The 20668-nt window shown below is 61.5% G+C and carries 13 protein-coding genes; 7 read left to right on the forward strand and 6 right to left on the reverse strand.

The window, feature by feature from the left end; translation table 11 throughout:
* Window positions 1-224 precede the first annotated feature (224 nt).
* The 4 genes from WM42_RS08090 to WM42_RS13405 form a co-directional block, all read right to left on the reverse strand.
* Window positions 225-2852: a (Fe-S)-binding protein gene (locus WM42_RS08090; RefSeq protein ID WP_062036928.1), complete on the reverse strand. Its 2628-nt coding sequence runs from the start codon at window positions 2850-2852 to the stop codon at window positions 225-227.
* A gap of 146 nt (window positions 2853-2998) precedes the next feature.
* On the reverse strand, window positions 2999-4966 hold the full coding sequence (locus WM42_RS08095) for an ABC transporter ATP-binding protein (RefSeq protein ID WP_062036931.1): 1968 nt from the start codon (window positions 4964-4966) through the stop codon (window positions 2999-3001).
* The gene (locus tag WM42_RS08100; RefSeq protein WP_062036934.1) at window positions 4966-6708 is read right to left on the reverse strand and encodes an ABC transporter ATP-binding protein; all 1743 of its coding nucleotides are present in this window, start codon (window positions 6706-6708) and stop codon (window positions 4966-4968) included. The genes WM42_RS08095 and WM42_RS08100 overlap by 1 nt, the downstream gene beginning before the upstream one ends.
* Before the next feature lie 96 nt (window positions 6709-6804).
* Complete coding sequence (locus tag WM42_RS13405; protein WP_062036937.1) at window positions 6805-6984, reverse strand: hypothetical protein; 180 nt, start codon at window positions 6982-6984, stop codon at window positions 6805-6807.
* A 172-nt stretch (window positions 6985-7156) separates the two neighbouring features.
* Here WM42_RS13405 and WM42_RS08110 point away from each other — a divergent pair, with 172 nt between their 5' ends.
* From WM42_RS08110 to WM42_RS08125, 4 genes are read left to right on the forward strand one after another with little or no spacing between them, the layout of a single operon-like run.
* Window positions 7157-7942, forward strand: coding sequence for a phosphoadenylyl-sulfate reductase (locus WM42_RS08110; RefSeq protein ID WP_062036940.1), 786 nt, complete (start codon window positions 7157-7159; stop codon window positions 7940-7942).
* Window positions 7939-8847, forward strand: a complete 909-nt coding sequence (cysD, locus tag WM42_RS08115; protein WP_062036943.1) for a sulfate adenylyltransferase subunit CysD — start codon at window positions 7939-7941, stop codon at window positions 8845-8847. The genes WM42_RS08110 and cysD overlap by 4 nt, the downstream gene beginning before the upstream one ends.
* The gene (locus WM42_RS08120; protein ID WP_062036946.1) at window positions 8847-10136 is read left to right on the forward strand and encodes a sulfate adenylyltransferase subunit 1; all 1290 of its coding nucleotides are present in this window, start codon (window positions 8847-8849) and stop codon (window positions 10134-10136) included. The genes cysD and WM42_RS08120 overlap by 1 nt, the downstream gene beginning before the upstream one ends.
* Window positions 10137-10169: 33 nt before the next feature.
* Window positions 10170-10766: a nucleosidase gene (locus tag WM42_RS08125; RefSeq protein ID WP_062036950.1), complete on the forward strand. Its 597-nt coding sequence runs from the start codon at window positions 10170-10172 to the stop codon at window positions 10764-10766.
* A 166-nt stretch (window positions 10767-10932) separates the two neighbouring features.
* Here WM42_RS08125 and WM42_RS08130 read toward each other — a convergent pair whose 3' ends face one another.
* Both WM42_RS08130 and WM42_RS08135 read right to left on the reverse strand, forming a co-directional pair.
* Window positions 10933-12366 carry an AI-2E family transporter gene (locus tag WM42_RS08130; protein ID WP_235591239.1) on the reverse strand — a complete coding sequence of 478 codons (1434 nt, stop codon included), beginning with the start codon at window positions 12364-12366 and terminating at the stop codon, window positions 10933-10935.
* A 107-nt stretch (window positions 12367-12473) separates the two neighbouring features.
* Window positions 12474-15956: a proline dehydrogenase family protein gene (locus tag WM42_RS08135; protein ID WP_062036957.1), complete on the reverse strand. Its 3483-nt coding sequence runs from the start codon at window positions 15954-15956 to the stop codon at window positions 12474-12476.
* A 745-nt stretch (window positions 15957-16701) separates the two neighbouring features.
* Here WM42_RS08135 and dnaK point away from each other — a divergent pair.
* The 3 genes from dnaK (at window position 16702) to dnaJ (ending at window position 20665) form a co-directional block, all read left to right on the forward strand.
* On the forward strand, window positions 16702-18546 hold the full coding sequence (dnaK, locus tag WM42_RS08145; RefSeq protein ID WP_062036964.1) for a molecular chaperone DnaK: 1845 nt from the start codon (window positions 16702-16704) through the stop codon (window positions 18544-18546).
* Window positions 18546-19292, forward strand: coding sequence for a nucleotide exchange factor GrpE (gene grpE, locus WM42_RS08150; RefSeq protein WP_062036966.1), 747 nt, complete (start codon window positions 18546-18548; stop codon window positions 19290-19292). Before dnaK ends, grpE begins: the two co-directional genes overlap by 1 nt.
* Before the next feature lie 143 nt (window positions 19293-19435).
* Window positions 19436-20665 carry a molecular chaperone DnaJ gene (dnaJ, locus tag WM42_RS08155; protein WP_061924930.1) on the forward strand — a complete coding sequence of 410 codons (1230 nt, stop codon included), beginning with the start codon at window positions 19436-19438 and terminating at the stop codon, window positions 20663-20665.
* The last annotated feature ends 3 nt before the right edge of the window (window positions 20666-20668 follow it).

The raw sequence follows: 20668 nt of genomic DNA on the forward strand, positions 1-20668 counted from the left end.
GTGCCTTTTCCACCTAGTCCTGTCTATCTGCTGATAGCCCCTTTACTCGGCTCCTTTTATCAAGCTCCCCTTGCTGCCAAATGCCTTGATTTTCGGTTGATTCGGCTTTTAGCTACTCGATAAACAACCATTTGCAACGGACCGGATGACCGGGACCATTTGGCCAAAACGACGAAAGGGCAGCCTGGGTATCCCAGACTGTCCTCGTGAATGGCCAACCAGCTTTACTCTGACGCTGGCGGCTTGGGCGCAGCTGGTGGCTGTGGCGCTGCGGGTGGCTTGGGCGCTGCGGGTGGCTGCGGCGCTGTTGGCGGCTTTGGCGCGGCCGGTGGTTCAGGCGTGGCTGCCGCAGGTGGCTTTGGCGCAGTCGGTGCTGCAGGTGCAGCGGGCGCCGGGGCACTAGGCGCCGACGGCGCAGCTGGTGGTTTCGGAGCAGCAGCCGCTGGGGGAGTAGGAGCACTCGAGGCCATCGGTGCTGGAGCTGCAGGTGGTTGTGGTGCAGCTGGCGCGGCCGGTGGAGTTGGAGCTGGCGCCGAGGGAGCGGCTGGTGCGGCTGGTGCGGCGGGCGCCGAGGGAGCGGCAGGTGCAGCAGGAGCAGCCGGGGCAGCGTCTGCGGGCGCAGCTGGCGCTGCAGGCACGGCCGGAGAAGGTGTAGAGGGGGCAGCTGGGGTTGCGGAAGCGGCCGAAGCAGACGCAGCTGGGGCGGAATCGGCAGATGCTGGGCGCTCCGCGGAAGTCGCAGGCGTCTGGGAAGGCGCCTTGCGGCGGATTGGCGTGCCGAGGAACGCCTTCGGCCGCGGCTCGGGGAGGGCGCCGTCGGCGTCGGCGACGGAAGCGCGGAGCATGAGGGCAACGTCGGTGACGGCAGGTGCAGCGGACGCTGCTGCAGAACCGGGGGCGTCGGCAAGCGCTTTAACGCCGCCGGTGAACATGACGTTGCAGAATGGACAACCCGTGGCAATCTCCTCCGCGCCGGTGGCGCTGGCCTGCTCCGCGCGGAACTCGTTGATGCGGGTGCCTAGCTTTTCCTCCATGAACATGCGCGCGCCGCCAGCGCCACAGCAGAAGGCCTCGTCGCGGTTACGGTCCATCTCACGGAGGGAAACGCCAGTGGCTTCCAGCAGCTCACGCGGCGGATCGAAGACCTTGTTGTGGCGGCCCAAGAAGCACGGATCGTGGTAGGTAATTGGCTTGCGGTTTTCCGGGGTACGCGGGATCGGCTTGAGCAGGCCCTCACGCACTAGGCGGTTGAGCAGCTGGGTGTGGTGGAAGACGTCGAAGTGCCCATCGAAGTCTGGGTACTCGTTACGCAGCGTGTTGAAGCAGTGCGGGCAGGTGGTGATGATCTTGCGCTGGCCTTCCGGAACGCCTTCGAAAGCGTTGTTTAGGGTCTCAACGTTTTGCTGCGCCATCATCTGGAACAGGAACTCGTTGCCAGCACGGCGCGCGGGATCGCCGGTGCAGGTCTCACCAGTAGAAAGCACGCCGAACTTCACGCCCGCCGTGTGCAGCAGGTCCACCACGGCGCGGGTGGTCTTGCGGCCCTGTTCGTCGTAGGCACCGGCGCAGCCGACCCAGAACAGGTACTCCATGTCGGCAAAGTCCGTGGCGTCCTCGCCGATGATAGGCACCTCGATGCCGTCGGCGCGTGCCTCATCGATCCAGGCGCGGCGCTCAGAGTTATTGCGGCCCCACGGGTTGCCCTTGGTCTCAATGTTCTTGAACAGTCCGGTCAACTCAGAGGGGAAGTCGGATTCCGCCAAGACCTTGAAGCGGCGCAGGTCAGCGATGTGGTCGATGTGCTCGATGTCGGTCGGGCACTGGTCCACGCAGGCGCCGCAGTTGGTGCAGGACCAGAGGACGTCGTCGTCAATAGCGTTTGCCATTGCCAACACGTTGACGCCCTCGTGCGGGTTGTAGTTCTCGACGGCGGCATCGCGCATGTCCATCACGAACTTCTTCGGACTCAGCGGCTTCTCGGTGTTCCACGCCGGGCAAAGGTCTTGGCAGCGGCCGCACTCGGTGCACGAGGTGGTATCGAGCAGCATCTTCCAGCTGCCGGGGGCGATGTCTTCTTCGAGGTCCGGGGTCGGAAGGGAGCCGAGTGCCTTGTCGCCGCTGACGTTGCGTTGGAAGAAGATGTTGAAAAACGCCATGAAGCGGTGCCACATGACGCCCCAGGTGAAGTGGCGCGAAATCAGGAAGATGAAAATCAGGCCGGTAAGCAGCTTGAACAGCGCGAAGAAGGACACCAGCGCCGGTGAGGCGGGAAGCAGCTTGGCCAGGTGGCTGGAAAGGAAATCCGCCCACGGGGAGCCGTGGCCAAACGCCGCGATTTTCGACGCCTTGACCAGCAGCATTCCAAGCCCCTCCAGGAAGACCACGGCCTCGACGATGCGGGCAGGGCCTGGCTGGGAGTTGTAGAAACGGGAGCCGCGCTCGGTGTGTCCATACTTGAGGCGAACGCCGATGAGGAAGCTAATGCCCACAACGGTGGCGATACCGAGGACCTCTTCGATGAAGTGATAGACCGACCAATGCGATAGCAGCGGCCAGCCTCGCGACGGCGCGAAGGTCTGGATATAGGCTTCAAACCAGACGAGGATGCCGAAGAGGAACCCCACCATGACTGCCCAGTGTGCCGCGTTGACGAAGGGCCGGCCCTTGAAGTGCGTGTGGCCGAATACTTCCACCACGACCCGCCACAGGCGCTTGCCTAGGTGGTCGAAACGCTGCAGCAGAGTTGGCCCGCCGGAGCGAATGAAAGCGAACATGCCCCATGCGCGGTACGCAAAGTAGCCCCACACGGGGATCGAAACGAGGATGGCTAGCCAACCGAAGACGGCTGTCATTTCACGGACTCCTTATAAAGTTGCGCGCAGATATAAACAGCCTAAACGGTGGGCGCGCAAAGATGGGAGTCGGTATTCATCGCGGTTTCGAACCGAGCCCAGCCGGCAAACGCGAGGCACAGCTTTTCGACGCTCTCGCCGAAAGGCTAGTCTTCCTCGGCGAACTGCGCCTGATTAAGCCGCCAGTAGGCGCCTTCGCGGGCAAGCAGCTCGGCGTGGGTGCCTTGCTCGACGATGCGGCCTTCCTCCATGACGAGGATGAGGTCCGCATCCCGGATGGTGGAAAGACGGTGGGCGATGACGAAGGAGGCGCGGTCGGCGCGCAGCGCATTCATCGCGTGCTGGACGAGCATCTCGGTGCGGGTATCCACAGAGGAGGTGGCCTCGTCGAGGATGAGCAACGCCGGCTGGGCCAGGAAGGCGCGTGCGATGGTGATAAGTTGGCGCTCGCCAGCAGAGATAGCGCCGGCGTCTTGGTCGATGAGTGTGTCGTAGCCATCGGGCAAAGCGCGCACGAAGCGGTCCACGTAGGTGGCCTTTGCGGCTTCGATGACCTCCTCGTCGGTGGCATCTAGGCGGCCGTAGCGGATGTTTTCCTTGATGGTGCCCTCAAAGAGCACGGCGTCCTGGAGCACCATGCCCACCTGCGAGCGCAGTTCGGTGCGCGACATTTCGGCGGTGTCATTGCCATCGATGGTGATGGTGCCGGAATTCAGCTCGTAGAAGCGCATGATGAGGTTGACCAGCGTGGTCTTGCCCGCGCCGGTAGGCCCGACGATGGCGGCGGTCTGGCCCGGCTCAACGCGCAGGTTGAGATCCTCGATGAGCGGCTTGTCTTCCGAGTAGGAGAAGTCCACGCTGCGGAACTCCACCAAGCCCCGCGCGCGGCCTTCGAAGTGCGAGGTCGCGGTGTCCGGGCGCTGTTCCTCAGCGTCGAGGAATTCGAAGACGCGCTCGGCGGAAGCAACACCGGATTGGATCTGCTGCATCATGCCGCCCAGCTGGCCCAGCGGCTGGTTGAACTCGCGGGAGTACTGAATGAAGGCCTGCGCGCTACCCAAGGTGAGCTGGCCGTGGGCCACGCGCAGCGCGCCCATCACGGCGATGACCACGTAGGACAGATAAGAGATGAACTGCATGACCGGCATCATCATGCCGGAGAGGAACTGCGCTTGCGATGCAGATTTATAAAGCTCCTCATTGCGCTCATCGAATTCTTCGGTCATGGCGTCCATGCGGCCATAGACCAAGGCGAGGTCGTGCCCGGAGAAGGCCTCTTCCACCTGGCCGTTGAGTTGGCCGGTGGCACGCCACTGGGTGGCGAATTGCCTCTGCGAGCGCGAGCCGATGACACCAATGACGATGCCGGTCAGCGGCAGCGAAAGCAGAGCCACCAGCGCGAGCTGCCAAGACACGGAGAACATCATGACGGTAATTCCCACCACCATGAGCAGGTCGTAGAAGACCTGCGAGACCGCTTGCTGGAGCGCGGTCTGGATATTGTCGGCGTCGTTTGTCGTGCGCGAGAGCAGGTCGCCGCGGGAGTTGGTGTCGAAGTAGTTCAGCGGCAGCGCGTTGACCTTGGCCTGGATGCGTTGGCGCAGGTCATAGACCGCGCGCATCACCAATGAGTTGAGAATATGACCCTGCCACCACTGGAAGAGCGCGGAGACCAAGTACATCGCGATGACGATGGTGATGATGCGGCCCAACTGCGTGAAGTCGATGCCCAGGCCCGGGCGCAGGTCCATGGCGGAAGCCATGTCCGCGAAGGTGTCCTTTCCTTCCGCCCGCAGGCCCTCGATGACCTGCTCCTTGCTGGTGCCCGCCGGCAGCTGTTTGGAAAGCACGCCGGCGAAGATGACGTCGGTTGCCTTGCCCATCACCTTCGGTGCGTAGACCGCGAGGAATACGCAGACGATGTTCATCAATGCGATGATGATAAGCCGCGATTTGAAGGGCATGAGCAGCCCGAACAAGCGCTTCGCGGAAGGCCAGAATGCCTTAGCCTTGCGTGGGGCGTTGCCGGACCAATCGTCCCCGGCGGTCTTGGCTTCGAGTTCGTGGAGCTCTTCTTCGGTCATGCCGTGCGCATCTTGTGCAGTGCTTGCCATTACTGCTCACCTCCTACTGGTGTGGCTTGAGAATCGACGATTTCCTTATAAGTTTCAGAGCTTTCGACCAGCTCGGCGTGGGTGCCACGGGCGACGATGCGGCCGGCTTCCATGACCAGGATTTGGTCGGCGTCCATGATGGAGGACACGCGCTGGGCGACGACCACCATCGTGGCGTCGGCAAGCAGCGGGCTCTCGTGCAGGGCCTGACGTACGTTCGCGTCGGTGACCACGTCAAGGGCAGAGAAGGAGTCGTCAAAGAGCAGCACCTTCGGTCGCGCAACGAGCATGCGCGCGATGGATAGGCGCTGACGCTGGCCGCCGGAGACATTGGTTCCGCCTTGGGAAATGGGCATGTCCAGGCCCTTTTCGTCCCTCTCCACGAAGTTTGCTTGGGCGATGCGCAGCGCTTCCCACAGCTCTTCGTCGGTGGCTTCAGGGCGGCCGAGGCGCAGGTTAGAGGCCACGCTTCCGCTAAACAGGTAGGGCTTTTGCGGCACGAGGGACACGCGCTTGACGATGTCCTGTCGGTCCATGCGGGAGACATCCGCGCCGTCGAGAAGCACTTGGCCCTCGGTGGGCAGATACAAACGCGGAATCAGGTGCAGCAGGGTGGACTTGCCGGAGCCAGTGGAGCCGATGATGGCGGTGGTCTGGCCGGGGCGGGCGGTGAAGGAGATGTCGTGGAGGACCGGGGCGTCGGCGCCGGCGTAGGTGAATGTGACGTCGCGGAACTCGACGACGCCGTCGTTGCGCTCCGGCGTTACGTTCTTCGCAGGCTCGACGATGGAAGGCTCGTGCTCCAGTACCTCGGTGATGCGCTTAGCGCAGATAATGGCGCGGGGCAGCATCATGGCCATGAACGTGCCCATCATGACGGCGGCGAGGATTTGCAGCAGGTATTGCAAGAACGCGGTCAGCGCGCCGACTTCCACAAGGCCCTCATCCACGCGGTGGCCGCCGAACCACAGCACGGCGCCGGTAGCGACGTTGAGGATGACAGTGATGATGGGGAACATCAGGATGAAAATCTGGCCGATCTTCAAGGAAAGTTGCGTGAGATCGTGGTTGGCCTTGGTGAAGCGCTCGGTCTCGTGGGCCTCGCGGACGAAGGCGCGCACGACACGAATGCCCACGATTTGTTCGCGGAGGGTGCCGTTTAGGGAATCGAGTTTGTCCTGCATGCTGCGGAAAAGCGGCATGAGCTTGGCGATGAGCGCGGAAATCACGCCGAGGAGAACCGCCACGGCGACCCAGACCAACCAGGACAATCCGGCATCCTCGCGCACCGCCATGACGATGCCGCCGATGGACATGATGGGTGCGGCCACCATGAAGTCCAACATCATCAGGTAAACCATCTGCACCTGCTGGACGTCGTTCGTGCCGCGCGTGATGAGGGTGGGCGTGCCGTAGTGGCCCATGTCCTCGGCGGAGAAACGAGCGACGCGGCGAAAGACCTCGCTGCGCAGGTCGCGGCCGACGCCCATGGCGGTGCGGGCTCCAAACCACACGGCGGCGACGGCGGTAATGACTTGGGCGAAAGCTACGGCGAGCATGATGCCGCCGGTGTGCCAGATATAGTCGATGTCCACCTTGACCACGCCGTTGTCGATGATGTCAGCGTTGAGCGAGGGCAGATACAAGGTGGCGGCGGTGGATAGTGCTTGGAGCACAATGACTGCAAGCACGAAGCCACCATAGGGTTTTGATCGAGAGACCAGAATGCGAACTAGCTCCACTAGACCGACCTTTACTTAAGAATTGAAATTAACTCGGTCGAGTCTAATGCGAATGTGAAGAATGTGACTAGCCGCGTGCAGGTGGTATCGGCTGAATCACGTTTGAGTGCTAAAAGCAGACTGGCGCAAGTTGCGCGCGGCGGGTGACGGTGGCCCAGTCTTCGGGTTGCTCGGTGGGCTGGCGCAGACGAGGTCCACACACATGCCGGCGCCGATGAGCCTTTCAGCTGTGGATAGCGCCGCCGGGCCATCGCCGACGATTGCGACACGCTGCATGGAAACCTCCTTGATCTATTGTTTATAGACCGTTTTGTCTAATAATCTAGTCCGACCTGTTCAGTTCTGGCAATTTTTATTCTTGCATTGCCCCAAGCTCATCGGACTATTCGCGTGTTCAGCGCGCAATGTCTCCTGCACGAATGCGCCGCCTTGCCTAAAGTGAGTCGGCATGACCCAATCGTTAAACCTGCTGGACGGCGACAAGCCCTACCGCGACCCCAGCATTAGCCCGGAAGGCACGCGCGATACCGCGCCGCTCAACCAAGATATTGCCGCGAAAAACGAGCGCCTTGTCGATGAATGGGCGGACAAGCTCTATGCAGAATCCGCCGAAAACATCATGGCGTGGGCTGCAGAGCACGCGCCGGGCCGGCTGGCAGTGACGATGTCGATGGAAAACACGGTGCTGGCGGAGCTCGCGCACCGCGCACAGCTGGACGCAGACCTGCTCTTTATCGACACTGGCTGGCACTTTCCGGAGACGTTGGCTGTGGCCAACGAGGTTGAGGAGCGCTATGCGGATCTTCCTCTAGTCCGCGTGAAGCCGCTGCTGAGCCCGGAGGAGCAGGACGAAATCTATGGTCCGCGGCTCTATGCACGTGATACCAGCGCATATAACCGTATGCGCAAAGTGGAACCGCTGAACATGGCGATGGACCCATACGTTGGTTGGGTGACCGGTCTGCGCCGCGCGGATTCTGAACATCGCGCCACGGCCCCAGCGCTGAGCCTGGACCAGCACGGAAGGTTAAAGATTTCGCCGATGATTACCTGGGATTTGGAAGATACGGATCGCTATATTGCGGACAATGATCTGATTATCCATCCCTTGACGCTGAAAGGCTATCGCTCTATCGGCTGTGCGCCTTTGACCTTCCCGGTGGGTAAGGGCGAGGACGCTCGTTCCGGCAGGATTTTTGGAGACGGCAAGACAGAATGCGGGTTGCACGAATGACACAGAAAAACACACTTTCGCCCCACTTAAAGGACTTGGAAAATGAGTCCATCCACATCCTGCGCGAGGTAGCAGGCCAGTTCGATAAGGTCGGCCTGCTTTTCTCCGGCGGCAAGGATTCCGTGGTGGTCTTCGAATTGGCGCGCCGTGCCTTTGCGCCGGCGGTGGTGCCTTTCGAGCTTTTGCACGTGGATACTGGGCATAACTTCCCAGAGGTCATCGAATTCCGTGACCGCTTGGTTGCTGAGACCGGTGCGCGCCTGCACGTGGCTAAGGTACAAGATTGGATTGACCGCGGCGAGCTGCAGGAACGCCCTGATGGTACACGCAATCCGCTGCAGTCGGTGCCGCTGGTTGAAACCATCGCGCAGCGCCAGTACGACGCCGTGCTGGGCGGTGCCCGCCGCGACGAGGAGCGGGCACGTGCGAAGGAACGCATCTTCTCCATCCGCGACTCCTTTGGCGGCTGGGATCCGCGCCGCCAGCGCCCAGAGCTGTGGGATCTCTACAACGGCGGCAAGATGGCCGGTGAGAACGTGCGCGTTTTCCCAATCTCCAACTGGACCGAGTCTGATATCTGGGAGTACATCGGCGCACGCGAGCTGCAGCTTCCTTCCATCTATTACTCCCACGAACGCGAGCTGTTCAATCGCAATGGCATGTGGCTGTGCCCAGGCGAGTGGGGCGGCCCGCGCGAGGGCGAGGAGCTTAAAAAGAAGACCGTGCGCTATCGCACCGTGGGCGATATGTCCTGCACTGGCGCCGTTGAATCCACGGCCTCGACCCCGGAGGAAATCCTGGCGGAGATTTCCGTTTCCACCCTGTCCGAGCGCGGCGCGACCCGCGCGGATGACAAACTTTCTGAATCCGCCATGGAAGACCGCAAGAAGGAAGGCTACTTCTGATGACTAATTCTTCACTCGTCGAACGCCTCACCACCCGCGAGACGCTGCGCCTGTGCACTGCGGGTTCTGTGGACGACGGTAAGTCCACGTTTGTTGGCCGCCTTCTTTATGACACCAAGTCTGTGCTGGCGGACCAGGTAGAATCCATGGAACGCTCCTCGGCGGACCGCGGTTTCGACGGCATGGATTTGAGCTTGCTTGTCGACGGCCTGCGTGCCGAGCGCGAGCAGGGCATCACGATCGATGTGGCCTACCGCTACTTTGCGACGGACAAGCGCACCTTCATCTTGGCGGATACCCCGGGCCATGTGCAGTACACACGCAACACGGTCACCGGCATGTCTACCTCCCAGGCAGTGGTGCTGCTTATCGACGCCCGACACGGCGTCGTCGAGCAGACGCGTCGCCACCTGAACGTGGCTGCGCTGCTGGGCGTGCGCCACGTGATTCTTGCAGTCAACAAGATTGACCTGGTGGATTATGATGAGGCTACGTTCCGCGCGATTGAGGCGGAGTTTGGTGAGATTGCACGTCGCCTGGGAATTACAGATTCCACGGTCATCCCGATTTCCGCTCTGAAGGGTGATAACGTCGTGGAGAAATCCGCGTCGATGCAGTGGTACACCGGCCCGACGGTGCTGGAAACCCTTGAGACCATCCCGGTGGCCGGTGGCCGCGCGGAGGAGCTGGATTTCCGTTTCCCCATTCAGCACGTGATTCGCGAGCATGCCTCGGACTACCGCGGCTACGCGGGACGCATCAAGGCGGGCACGGTTGCGGTCGGTGACGAGGTGACCGCGCCGCATGGTCGGACGACGAAGGTAACTCACATCGACACCACCGACGGCGAACTTGGCCCCGACGAGCGCGCGACCGCCGGTGATTCGGTGGTGCTGCGTTTGGCCGATGAAATTGACCTAACTCGTGGTGACCTGCTGGCGGGCAGCGCCCGCCCGGCCGATGTCCGTGAGTTTGCTGCGACTGCGGTGGTGCTCACAGAAAAGGACATCACGCCGGGGCAGATGCTCAAGCTGCGCTATGGAACCTCGCTGGTCAAGGCCCGCGTGGCATCGGTAGACCGCATCCTGGACTTGGATGGTGTGGCTGACGATGAGGCGCCGGAGAAGGCGAGCCTCAACGATATCGCGTACATCACCGTGCAAACGCAGGCTGAGCTGCCTGTTGAGGACTACGCGGCGCGCGGCGCGGTGGGTAACTTCTTGCTCATCGACCAGGCCAATGGCAACACCCTGGCCGCGGGCTTCGTGGGCAAGCGCCTGCGCGGCTAGGGCTTCACTGGTGCAACGGTAGAATTCTTTAATGTGATTGATTACAGCGCCCGCATTCTGTTTGTTGCTGCCGTCGAAAAAGAAGCAGCCGCTCTTCCGGAAGGCACGCCTTTACTCGTTACGGGCATTGGTACTCTGCCTGCGGCAATTTCGCTCACGGAGTACCTCACCGTCGCGCGTGAGGAGGGTACTTTGCCGGAGCGGGTGGTCAACATCGGTACGGTGGGCGCGCTGCGCGATGGTCTGGATGGGGTCTATGAGGTTGACCGCGTGGTCAAACACGACTTCCAACTCAAAGTGTTAAGCGATATCTCCCGCTACCTGCTGCCTGCGGTTATTGAGCTTCCCACGAGTGGCAAGTTCCCGGTTCAGGGTCTGGCCACTGGTGACATGTTTGTTTCTGACACCGCTACTCGTGACCGCTTGGCTGTCGACTCTGGACTTTGTGACATGGAGGGCTACGCCATTGTCGCAGTGTGTCAGCGCTTTGGCGTACCAGTCACCCTGTTGAAGCAAGTATCTGACCCAGCCAACGAGTCCTCCGTTGGCGCGTGGGATGATGCGCTTCCCCGAGCTGCACATGAGCTAGCTGATGCTGTGCGGGAATTGGGCTTTCTACCGCGCTCCTAGCTCGGCGGAATTGGGGCCGGTGCAATTTGGTCCGGCCTTAGATGGTCCGGCCCCAAATGGTGAGGAACAAATGGTGAGGTCACGCCACATGCGTCCCAGCAGGTAACTGTAGCCGCAGGAGTTGTGGGGTGACCTCACCATTTGGAGAGCGGGTCCGCGAAGAGGACTAAGCGGAAGCCTTCGGCGCAATCATGTTGTAAAGCTCGCGGACCTTGGCGCGTGGGGAATCCGGGTCGAGTTTCTCCACGGAGCGGGCGGCGTCGAGCTCTGGGCTGCTGCCGGAAGCATCGATGTGGGCCTCGGCGTCTTCCTTCTGCTTCTGCAGGCGGGCCTTGCGCTTCGGCTTCGGGGCGCCGGTGACAATCTCCGCCTCGTTCGGGTCAACCTCGCCAGCGCGAATGGAGGTAACCAGCGCCTGGTAACGGAAGGTGACGCCAATGGTCGCCGCCACCGGCACCGCGAGGAATGCGCCGATAATGCCAGCCAGCGCAGAGCCCACCGTGACAGACAGAAGGATGACCGCAGCGTGCAGGCCCATAGCCTTGGACTGCAGGATCGGCTGTAGGACATTGCCCTCAATCTGCTGGACTGCAACGACCACGAGCAGGGCAAGCAGTGCGGTTGTCAGGCCGTGGGAAACCAGGGCCACGATAACGGCGAGGGCACCGGCGGTAATCGCACCGACCAGCGGAATGAAGCTCGCGAAGAAAGTCACGACACCGATGACGAATGCCAGCGGTACCTGCAGGACCATGAGGCCGAGGCCGATGAGAACGGCATCGACAAGCGCGACGGTGGCCTGGGCCTGGATGTAGCCCGAGAGCGTCTTCCAAATGCGGTTGCACAGCTCAGTCAAGTGCCAACCGGCCGGGAATCCGGTGTACTTGCGCATCCACGGTAGGAACTTCTCGCCTTCCTTAATAAAGAAGAAGGTCAGGAAGAGCATGATGACGATGGTCACCACGATGGAGCTGACCGTGGAGAAGCCGCTCATGACGCCGGTGGCGATGTGGGAGGCCTGGCCCTTAACCGCGTTGGTGACATCATCGATGAGTTGCTGAACCTTGGTCTCATCAATATCGACAGGGAGCTTCTCGCCGAGCTTGATGAGCTCATCGATGCCGCCTTGGGCCTGGTGGATTAAGTCCTGGCTCTGGTTTTTCACGGTCGGCGCCATTGCGGCGAAGATGCCGGTGACGATGGCGAAGAAGCCCAGCAGAGTCGTGGCTGCGGCCAGCGCGCCGGGGAAGCGCAGCTTCGTGCGCATCCATGCGGTCACAGGGTAGAGGACCGTGGCGACCAAGATGGCCAGGATGACTGGCAGGAGGCCGGTCCATAGGAACTTCAGCAGGTAACCAGCAATGGCCGCAGCCGCGATGATGAGGATAAATCGACCAGAGGCCTTTGCCAGCGTGCGGAAATCTTTTGCTAGGACCTCCGTCTTCAGGTCCTCGCGAATCGGCTTCGGCGCATCGGAGCCCACGCCCTCGGCGTCATTGCTGACGAGTGGCTGCGGTAGCCGGTGCTCGGCATTCTCAGCGCCCTGTGGGACTGCCACGGAGTCTTTGGCAGATGAGGCAGATGTATCTTTGGAATTCACCTGACCTATCTTGCCATATGAATACATCTGCCCGTCTCCTAAAAGTGCAGGAGACGGGCGATTGCTACGCAGCCACGGTTGGCTGCTGGTAGCGGCTGGGCGCCGGGTTAGCGCTCGATGCCGGCGACGGAGCGGATGATGCCGAAGCGGTGCATGGTCACCGATACGGCCTGTTCCAGCAGGTAAGGCAGCAGCTCACGACGGCCGTCGGCCAGAACTGGCTGGTCAAGAATGACGGAGTTGGACTCCACGGCTGCCTCGCGAGCGGTGTCCGCGACGGCGCCCAGCGTGCGTACACGAGCAGACTCGGCGCGGGAGAGCTCGGATGCGAAGGCGGCATCGGAAAGCTGGCGCACCTCGATGCCCAGGACCGCGAGCTGCTCTGCGACGGCCGGGGTAGCGGAGAACTCCACCTTGGTTCCGGTGACTGCGGCGGCGAGCACCTGGCGGATGACGTCGCGCAGTGCGAAGCCTTCGCCGATGCGCACGCGCAGCTTGTCCAGCAGCGGTACGTAGCGGAAGATGTTCGCCTCCGAAATCAGGCCGGTGCGGTCATGGTCGCGGCCGAATTCTTCCATCCAGGCCAGCTGGTCGAGCTCGGCGGCGCGCCAGAGCCATTCGACGTCGGCGTCGGAAAGCGCGGCGCGGCTTGCCAGGTTACGCAGCTCGTTGGCCACCGCCGTTGGGACGTCGACCTCGCGTGGGCGCAGCTCGCCGTCTGCCCAGGAGCCCATCTGCGGCACGTAGTTCGGGCCGCCTGCCTTGGCGCCTGGGCCCATGACGGACTTCTTCCAGCCTCCGAAGGACTGACGCTGGACAATGGCGCCGGTGATGCCGCGGTTGACGTAGGCGTTGCCGACCTCGACGTTGTCGATCCAGTACTGGATCTCATCGTCGTCGAGGGAGTGGATGCCGCCGGTCAGACCGTAGCCGGTGGAGTTCTGCCACTCGATGGCTTGCTCGAGGGTTTCGGCGTGCATGATGCCGAGCACTGGGCCGAAGCACTCGTTGAGGTGGAACCAGGAGCCCGGCTTCACACCATCGCGGATGCCTGGGGACCACAGGGTGCCTTCCTCGTTGAGCTTTTCCGGCTTGAGCAGCCAGCTCTCGCCTGGCTCCAGCTGGGTAAGGCCGCGCAGTAGCTTCTCGCTTGGTGCCTCGGCCAGGCCGTTCATGGTGGTGGTGATGTCATAGCCTGGGCCTACCTTGAGGGTGCGCACGGCGTCGAGAAGCTGGTCGCGCAGGCGCTCGGAAGTGCCGGCGGCGCCGACGAAGATGACCAGGGAGGAAGCAGAGCACTTCTGACCAGAGTGGCCGAATGCGGAGAGATAAAGATCCGCAATAGCCAGGTCAGGGTCCGCAGCCGGGGTGATGATGAGCGCGTTTTTGCCGGAGGTCTCCGCCATGAGGTTCATCTCTGGACGCCAGGAGCGGAAGAGCTTGCCGGTATCGGATGCGCCGGTCAGGATGACAGCATCGACATCCGCGTGGGAGATGAGAGCCTTGCCTGCTTCGCCCTCATCGGTGAGCACGAGCTGGACGAGGTCGCGGTCGAGGCCGTGCTCCTCCAACGCGGCGTGTACGCACTCGACTGCCACCTTGGCACAGTGGACAACCTGTGGCGCCGGCTTGATGATGACGGCGGAACCCGCAGCTAGGGCGGAGAGCATGCCGCCTACCGGAATAGCGATAGGGAAGTTCCACGGTGGGGTGACCACGGTGACGCGGTTCGGGGTGAACTTAGAGCGTGCCTCATCGAGCAGGCGAGCAGAGTGTGCGTAGTAGACGGCGAAGTCGATGGCCTCAGAGATTTCTGGGTCGGTCTGCGTGATGGTCTTGTTGGCCTCGTAGGCTGCGACGTTGATGAGACGGGAGCGGGTAGCCGCCAGCTTGTCTGCCACGGTCTCGAGGACGGCAGCGCGCTCTGCGCCGGGCTTGGCGCCCCACGCGTCGGCAAGCGAAGAGGCGGTGGCAACTGCCGCGTTCACGGCCTCCGGATCGGTGACCTCGTCGATGCCGTGGTGGCCTGGGTCCTGGCTCAGCAGCTTATGCGCCCACTCGCGGTTGGCTTCCAGGGCTGGGTCGGTGTCCGGCTCGTTGGTGAAGCGGCCACCGCGTGGGGCCTGGCGGCCTTCACCCGCAGCCTCTTCTTCGATGCGGTTCTGGGTGCGCTCTGGGCCGGCGAAGGTCTCCCAGCGGTTTTCTACTGCCGCGCGGAAGTGAGCTTCCTGCTGCTCAATCGGGGTGCCGGCACGCTTGTTGCCACGGGAATCGCGCTCCGGTTCATCCGGCGCGAACAGCGCGTAGAGGAAGTTCTGGCTGGCGGAGTTCTCCTCCAAGCGGCGGACTAGGTAAGACACGGCAACGTCGAAGTCCTCCGCGTGGACGACCGGGGTGTAGAGGATCTGGCGGCCCTCGTAGACCTCGCGGACTGCAGCCTGTTGTGCCGGGGACATGCCCTGCAGCATCTCGGAGTCGAGCATGTGCAGCACGCCGCGGGCGTTGCCGAGCTCGTAGCCCAAAGCGGCGGTGAACAGGTTGTGGGTAGCAACGCCGATACGCACGGAGTCGGCGAACTCCGGGCGCACGATGTAATCCAGCAGGCGGTAGTAGTTCGCATCCACGTCTGCCTTGTCGGTGTAGGTAGCAACCGGCCAGCCATGGACCTCACCCTGGACGTGCTCCATGGACAGGTTCGCGCCCTTCACGATGCGGACCTTGACCTTGGCGCCGCCGGTTGCCACGCGCTCCTTGGCAAACTCCGCTACTTCCTGCAGGGCCTCGAAGGTATCTGGCAGGTAAGCCTGCAAGACGATGCCAGCTTCTAGGTTCTTGAATTCCGGCTCGGAGAGCAGCTCCTTGAACAGGCGGATGGTCAGGTGAAGGTCGTGGTACTCCTCCATATCCAGGTTGATGAATACGTTAGGAGAGCGCTTGACGGCCTCTTCATACAGTGGGCGCAAGCGCTCCTTCAGGCGCTCGACGGAACCATCGATGTCCCATGGGTTGAGCTGGGCCACCATGGAAGAAGCCTTGACGGAAACGTAGGTGACCTTTGGGTTCTTGATCAGGTCGAGCGTGCGCTTTGCACGGGAGCGGGCCTCGTCCTCGCCCAGAACTGCCTCGCCCAGCAGGTTGAGGTTGAGGTGCTCACCGGATTCGGCTGCCTTATCCAGCATCTTGTCCAAGGACTCGGACTCAGCGTCCAAAACGAGGTGGCCTACCATCTGGCGCATGCGCAGGCGTGCCAGCGGCATGACCAGGTTCGGCAAAATGGGGCCAAAGAAACCACCCATGCCAACCAGGGTGCCGTTGATAAGGCCTAGGGAGGCTGGGTCGAATCGCTGGGTGATCTTCTTCAGTGCGTTGGCTGCGACCTTATCGTCTTCCGGGCGCATGACTCGGTCGACGAAGTCCATGGTGAATGCGACGCCTTCAGAGTCGCGGAGCAGCTGGGCCAGCTGCTCGGTTCCCTTATCCTGTTCGCCTTCGCTGGCACGCAGCCAGGAATGGGCGCGGGTAACGGCCGCGTCGACGCAGGCCTCGACGTCGCCGGATTCAGGAAGGCGGGTGTGTGCAGAAGTTGTCATAAGCAGTGTGTACCTCAGGTGAATACCTGGCGCTTCCACGCGCTTTTAAATAGATGGGTGCCTTTTAAAGACAGGTATGCAAAAGCTATCTGCGCGCGGAAAGCGTCCAGAGCCGGTTTGATTACTTAATTTCAAGAAGTTGAAAGTGCGGTCTCTAGCGCAGCGTCTGCGCGCAATGCACCGGTGGGCGGTCACCCTGGCGACGGGTACGAGAATGATTCGAATTCATCGCAACCGTCCTTTCCAAATGTTTCCGCACCAATTGCCCTTCCGCTCCGCCAGCGCCTGCCAGCGCCTTTAAAATCCCCGCCGGTAACTGCGAAAATTTGCGCATTCGGGCAGGCGAGAACTTAAGAGGAAAGGGAGTGTGAAGGAGTCAGCTTAGTGAGCTGGATTAAATAAAGTGCGAACCTGTGATCGGTATCGCTAATCGAAAATTAGCGGTCGAAAGGCAGGTTGGTCAAGAGGAGGGGAGTAAGGGGGTAGAGAAATCTTTTCCACCTATAGTCCAAATAGATTTTGGGCCGTTCAACTGGGGGAATATAGAAAATTTCAAAAAAGTTGAGCGAAGTGGGAACAACTTTGGGTTAAGCGCGGTTGAAGAGGTTGAGTGGATCGCGCTCAGGTTCTTGTAGCAAACACCGAAACTTCTGTTAGAGTGGCGCAAGAGCCAACGAGAAGTTGAGCCACCTGAAATCAACTTAAAGCTAAAAACAGTCTTCTAAGACAAGCAAGGAGAAAATTCATGGGACGCGCAGTAGGCATTGACCTCGGTACCACCAACTCGGTTGTTTCCGTTCTGGAAGGTGGCGAGGCTACCGTCATCGCTAACTCTGAGGGTGCACGTACCACCCCATCCGTCGTTGCTTTTGCAAAGAACGGCGAAATCCTGGTCGGCCAGTCCGCCAAGAACCAGGCTGTCACCAACGTTGACCGCACTATCCGCTCCGTCAAGCGCCACATTGGTACTGACTGGACCATCGACATCGATGACAAGAAGTACACCCCGCAGGAGATCTCCGCTCGTACCTTGATGAAGCTCAAGCGCGACGCAGAGGCATACCTCGGCGAGGATGTCACCGACGCAGTTATTACTGTCCCGGCATACTTCGAGGACTCCCAGCGTCAGGCCACCAAGGAAGCCGGTCAGATTGCAGGCCTGAACGTCCTGCGTATCGTCAACGAGCCAACTGCGGCTGCATTGGCATACGGCCTGGAAAAGGGCGAGCAGGAGCAGACCATCCTGGTCTTCGACCTGGGCGGCGGCACCTTCGACGTTTCCCTGTTGGAAATCGGCGACGGCGTCGTTGAGGTTATGGCAACCGCTGGTGACAACCAGCTCGGTGGCGATGACTGGGATCAGCGCATCGTTGACTGGCTCGTTGAGAAGTTCAAGTCCGCTAACGGCATCGACCTGACCAAGGACAAGATGGCCCTGCAGCGTCTGCGCGAGGCCGCTGAGAAGGCAAAGATTGAGCTGTCTTCCTCCCAGTCCGCAAACATCAACCTGCCGTACATCACCGTTGACTCCGAGAAGAACCCGCTCTTCCTGGATGAGACCCTGTCCCGTACCGAGTTCCAGAAGATCACCCAGGATCTGCTGGACCGCACCAAGGCTCCGTTCAACCAGGTCATCAAGGATGCAGGCCTGTCCCTGTCCGAGGTTGACCACGTCGTTCTCGTCGGCGGTTCCACCCGTATGCCGGCTGTTTCCGAGCTGGTCAAGGAACTGACCGGCCGCGAGCCAAACAAGGGCGTTAACCCGGACGAGGTCGTTGCAGTGGGCGCTGCTCTGCAGGCAGGCGTTCTGCGCGGCGAGGTCAAGGACGTGCTGCTTCTCGACGTCACCCCACTGTCCCTCGGCATCGAGACCAAGGGCGGCGTGATGACCAAGCTCATCGAGCGCAACACCACTATTCCGACCAAGAAGTCCGAGACCTTCACCACCGCGGAAGACAACCAGCCTTCCGTTCAGATCCAGGTCTTCCAGGGTGAGCGCGAGATGGCTTCCGCTAACAAGCTGCTCGGCTCCTTCGAGCTCGGTGGCATCGCTCCGGCACCGCGTGGCGTCCCACAGATCGAGGTCACCTTCGACATCGACGCCAACGGCATCGTCTCCGTTTCCGCTAAGGACAAGGGCACCGGCAAGGAAAACACCATCAAGATTCAGGATGGTTCCGGCCTGTCCCAGGAAGAGATCGACCGCATGGTCAAGGACGCTGAGGCACACGCCGAAGAGGATAAGAAGCGCCGCGAGGAGCAGGAGCTGCGTAACCAGGCAGAGTCCACCTCCTACCAGACCCGCAAGTTCCTGGATGAGAACTCCGACAAGGTTTCCGAGGACGTTAAGACCCAGGTCACCGAGGCTGCCGACGCCGTCGATGAGGCTCTGAAGGGCGATGACATCGAGGCCATCAAGTCCGCAGTTGAGAAGCTGGGCACCGTCTCCCAGGAGATGGGCAAGCAGATCTACGAGGCACAGGCCGCTGAGGCCGGTGCTGAGGGCGCCGCAGCTGGTGCCGAGTCCGACCCAAACGTTGTTGACGCAGAGGTAGTCGACGAAGACGAGACCAAGGATGGCGACAAGTAATGACTCAGAACAGCGGAATGCCGCAAAACCCAGGCGACCCGGACAACACTGATCCAGAGGTAACCTCGGCGGACCGCGCTGAGGCAGCTGCCGCGGAAGCACAAGAGGCTCAGGCTGCACAGGACGCGCAGGCTGACTCCGCCGAAGAGGCAGAACTTGATCCAACTTTGGATGCGGATATGGAAGCCGCGCTTGCCGACGTCTCCGCAGAAGACGCAGCCGACCAGGCTGAGGCAGCAGCCGACGCTGCCGCTGACCAGGGCAACTCCCTAGAGGCGCAGCTGGCTGAGCGCACCGAGGATCTGCAGCGTCTGAATGCGGAGTACACCAACTACCGCCGCCGCACCGAGCGCGAGCGCCAGGCTGTCATCGAGGCTTCCAAGGCCAAAGTCCTGGCAGAATTCCTGCCTATCCTTGATGACCTAGAGCTCGCACGTCAGCACGGCGACCTCGAGGAGGGCCCACTGAAGGCTATCTCCGACAAGCTCTCCGGCGTGCTGGAGAAGAACCAGCTGCAGCCATTCGGCGAAGAAGGCGACGCCTTCGACCCGGAAATCCATGAGGCTGTGCAGGATCTCTCTAGTGGTGGCGAGCAGGCAGTCGGTACCGTTCTACGCCGTGGCTACAAGGTAGGCGAGAAGCTGGTGCGCACCGCGATGGTAATCATCGCGGATGCACCGGACGCCTCCACGGAGGCCGGCGAGGGCAGTGCTGAATCTGCCGGTTCGGAATCTGCTTCCGAATAGTGCGAGGTGGCGTCAGGGCTTAAACAAACAAATGCCTTGGCGCCATTTCACTGTTTAGTGAACTTAGAACAAATCTTATTTAGTTATATTTTGTCCCCAATAGCCGCCAAAGCTGGCGGTTTCAAGGAAGGAGGGGATGCCCAGTGAGCGCCAAACCCGAATGGGCAGACAAGGATTATTATGCGGATCTGGGGGTCTCCTCGTCCGCTACGCCAGAAGAAATCAAGCGCAGCTACCGCAAGCTAGCGCGCGAAAACCACCCCGATACCAACCCGGATAACCCCGCGGCAGCCGATAAGTTTAAGCGCGCTGCCGAAGCCTATGATGTGCTTTCCGACGCCACGATGCGTAAGGAATACGACCAGTTCAAGGCCATGCTGCGCAACGGCGGTGGGTTTGGACGGATGGGAGGCGCCGGGTTCCCCGGCGGGTTTCGATCTTCGCACATGGGCCAAGGATCTGCGGAAGAATTCGACCTCTCCGACCTCTTCGGAGGAAGAACGCCTGGAGGAGCGGCTCAAGGCGGCGGTTTTGGGGATATCTTCGGTAGCGTTTTCAACCGCGGCGGTAGTGCTGGCCACACAGCTCGGCCGTCGCGGGGGGCCGACGTCGAAACGGAAATAACCCTCGAATTCCGGGAGGCTGCCACCGGCACCACTATCCCGCTGCAGCTAACTGGCGACGCCCCCTGCACCACGTGCCATGGCTCCGGTTCCAAGTCAGGTAAGACGAGCTCCTGCAAGAACTGTAAAGGCACTGGCTTTACCTCTGAGAACCGCGGAACCTTCGGCTTCTCCGCGCCGTGCACTGAGTGTGGCGGCACCGGTCAGAAGATTGAGGATCCATGCGCGGACTGCAATGGTTCCGGCACCGTGCACCGCACGCGCTCTATCACCGTGCGTATTCCGGCAGGCGTCATCGACGGCCAGAAAGTGCGCTTGGCCGGTCAGGGCGAGGCAGGCCCCAATGGCACGCCAGCGGGCGATCTCTTCGTCGCGGTGAAGGTAAAGCCGGACAAGATTTTCACCCGTGAGGGCGACGATTTGCATGTTACGGTGCCGGTTTCCTTCGCGGAATTGGCGTTGGGTGACACCATTACTGTGCCAACCCTGGATTCGCCGGTTCGCGTGAAAGTGCCGGCGGGCACCCCCGATGGCCGTACGCTGCGCGTGCGCAATCGCGGCATCGAGAAGCGCGGCGGCAAGGCCGGCGACCTTCTGGTTACCGTCCAGGTCACCGTCCCGACCCACCTTGATGGCGCCGCCACGAGTGCGCTGCGCACCTACGCGCAGGCGGAGCGCGACTCCGGTTTCGACCCGCGCGCGGGCTGGGAAGGCAACGTCGCCCATGGAAGCGCCGCAGGTAGCGCATAAAAG

Origin of the sequence: Corynebacterium simulans (assembly GCF_001586215.1) — a bacterium.
Classification (GTDB): domain Bacteria; phylum Actinomycetota; class Actinomycetes; order Mycobacteriales; family Mycobacteriaceae; genus Corynebacterium; species Corynebacterium simulans.

Excerpts from the sequence above, each read along its gene's own strand:
- WM42_RS08095 (WP_062036931.1), bottom strand. The coding sequence starts at position 4,966 with ATGGCAAGCACTGCACAAGATGCGCACGGCATGACCGAAGAAGAGCTC.
- WM42_RS08120 (WP_062036946.1), top strand. The coding sequence starts at position 8,847 with ATGACTAATTCTTCACTCGTCGAACGCCTCACCACCCGCGAGACGCTG.
- dnaK (WP_062036964.1), top strand. The coding sequence starts at position 16,702 with ATGGGACGCGCAGTAGGCATTGACCTCGGTACCACCAACTCGGTTGTT.
- WM42_RS08090 (WP_062036928.1), bottom strand. The coding sequence starts at position 2,852 with ATGACAGCCGTCTTCGGTTGGCTAGCCATCCTCGTTTCGATCCCCGTG.
- grpE (WP_062036966.1), top strand. The coding sequence starts at position 18,546 with ATGACTCAGAACAGCGGAATGCCGCAAAACCCAGGCGACCCGGACAAC.
- WM42_RS08135 (WP_062036957.1), bottom strand. The coding sequence starts at position 15,956 with ATGACAACTTCTGCACACACCCGCCTTCCTGAATCCGGCGACGTCGAG.
- cysD (WP_062036943.1), top strand. The coding sequence starts at position 7,939 with ATGACACAGAAAAACACACTTTCGCCCCACTTAAAGGACTTGGAAAAT.
- WM42_RS13405 (WP_062036937.1), bottom strand. The coding sequence starts at position 6,984 with ATGCAGCGTGTCGCAATCGTCGGCGATGGCCCGGCGGCGCTATCCACA.
- WM42_RS08110 (WP_062036940.1), top strand. The coding sequence starts at position 7,157 with ATGACCCAATCGTTAAACCTGCTGGACGGCGACAAGCCCTACCGCGAC.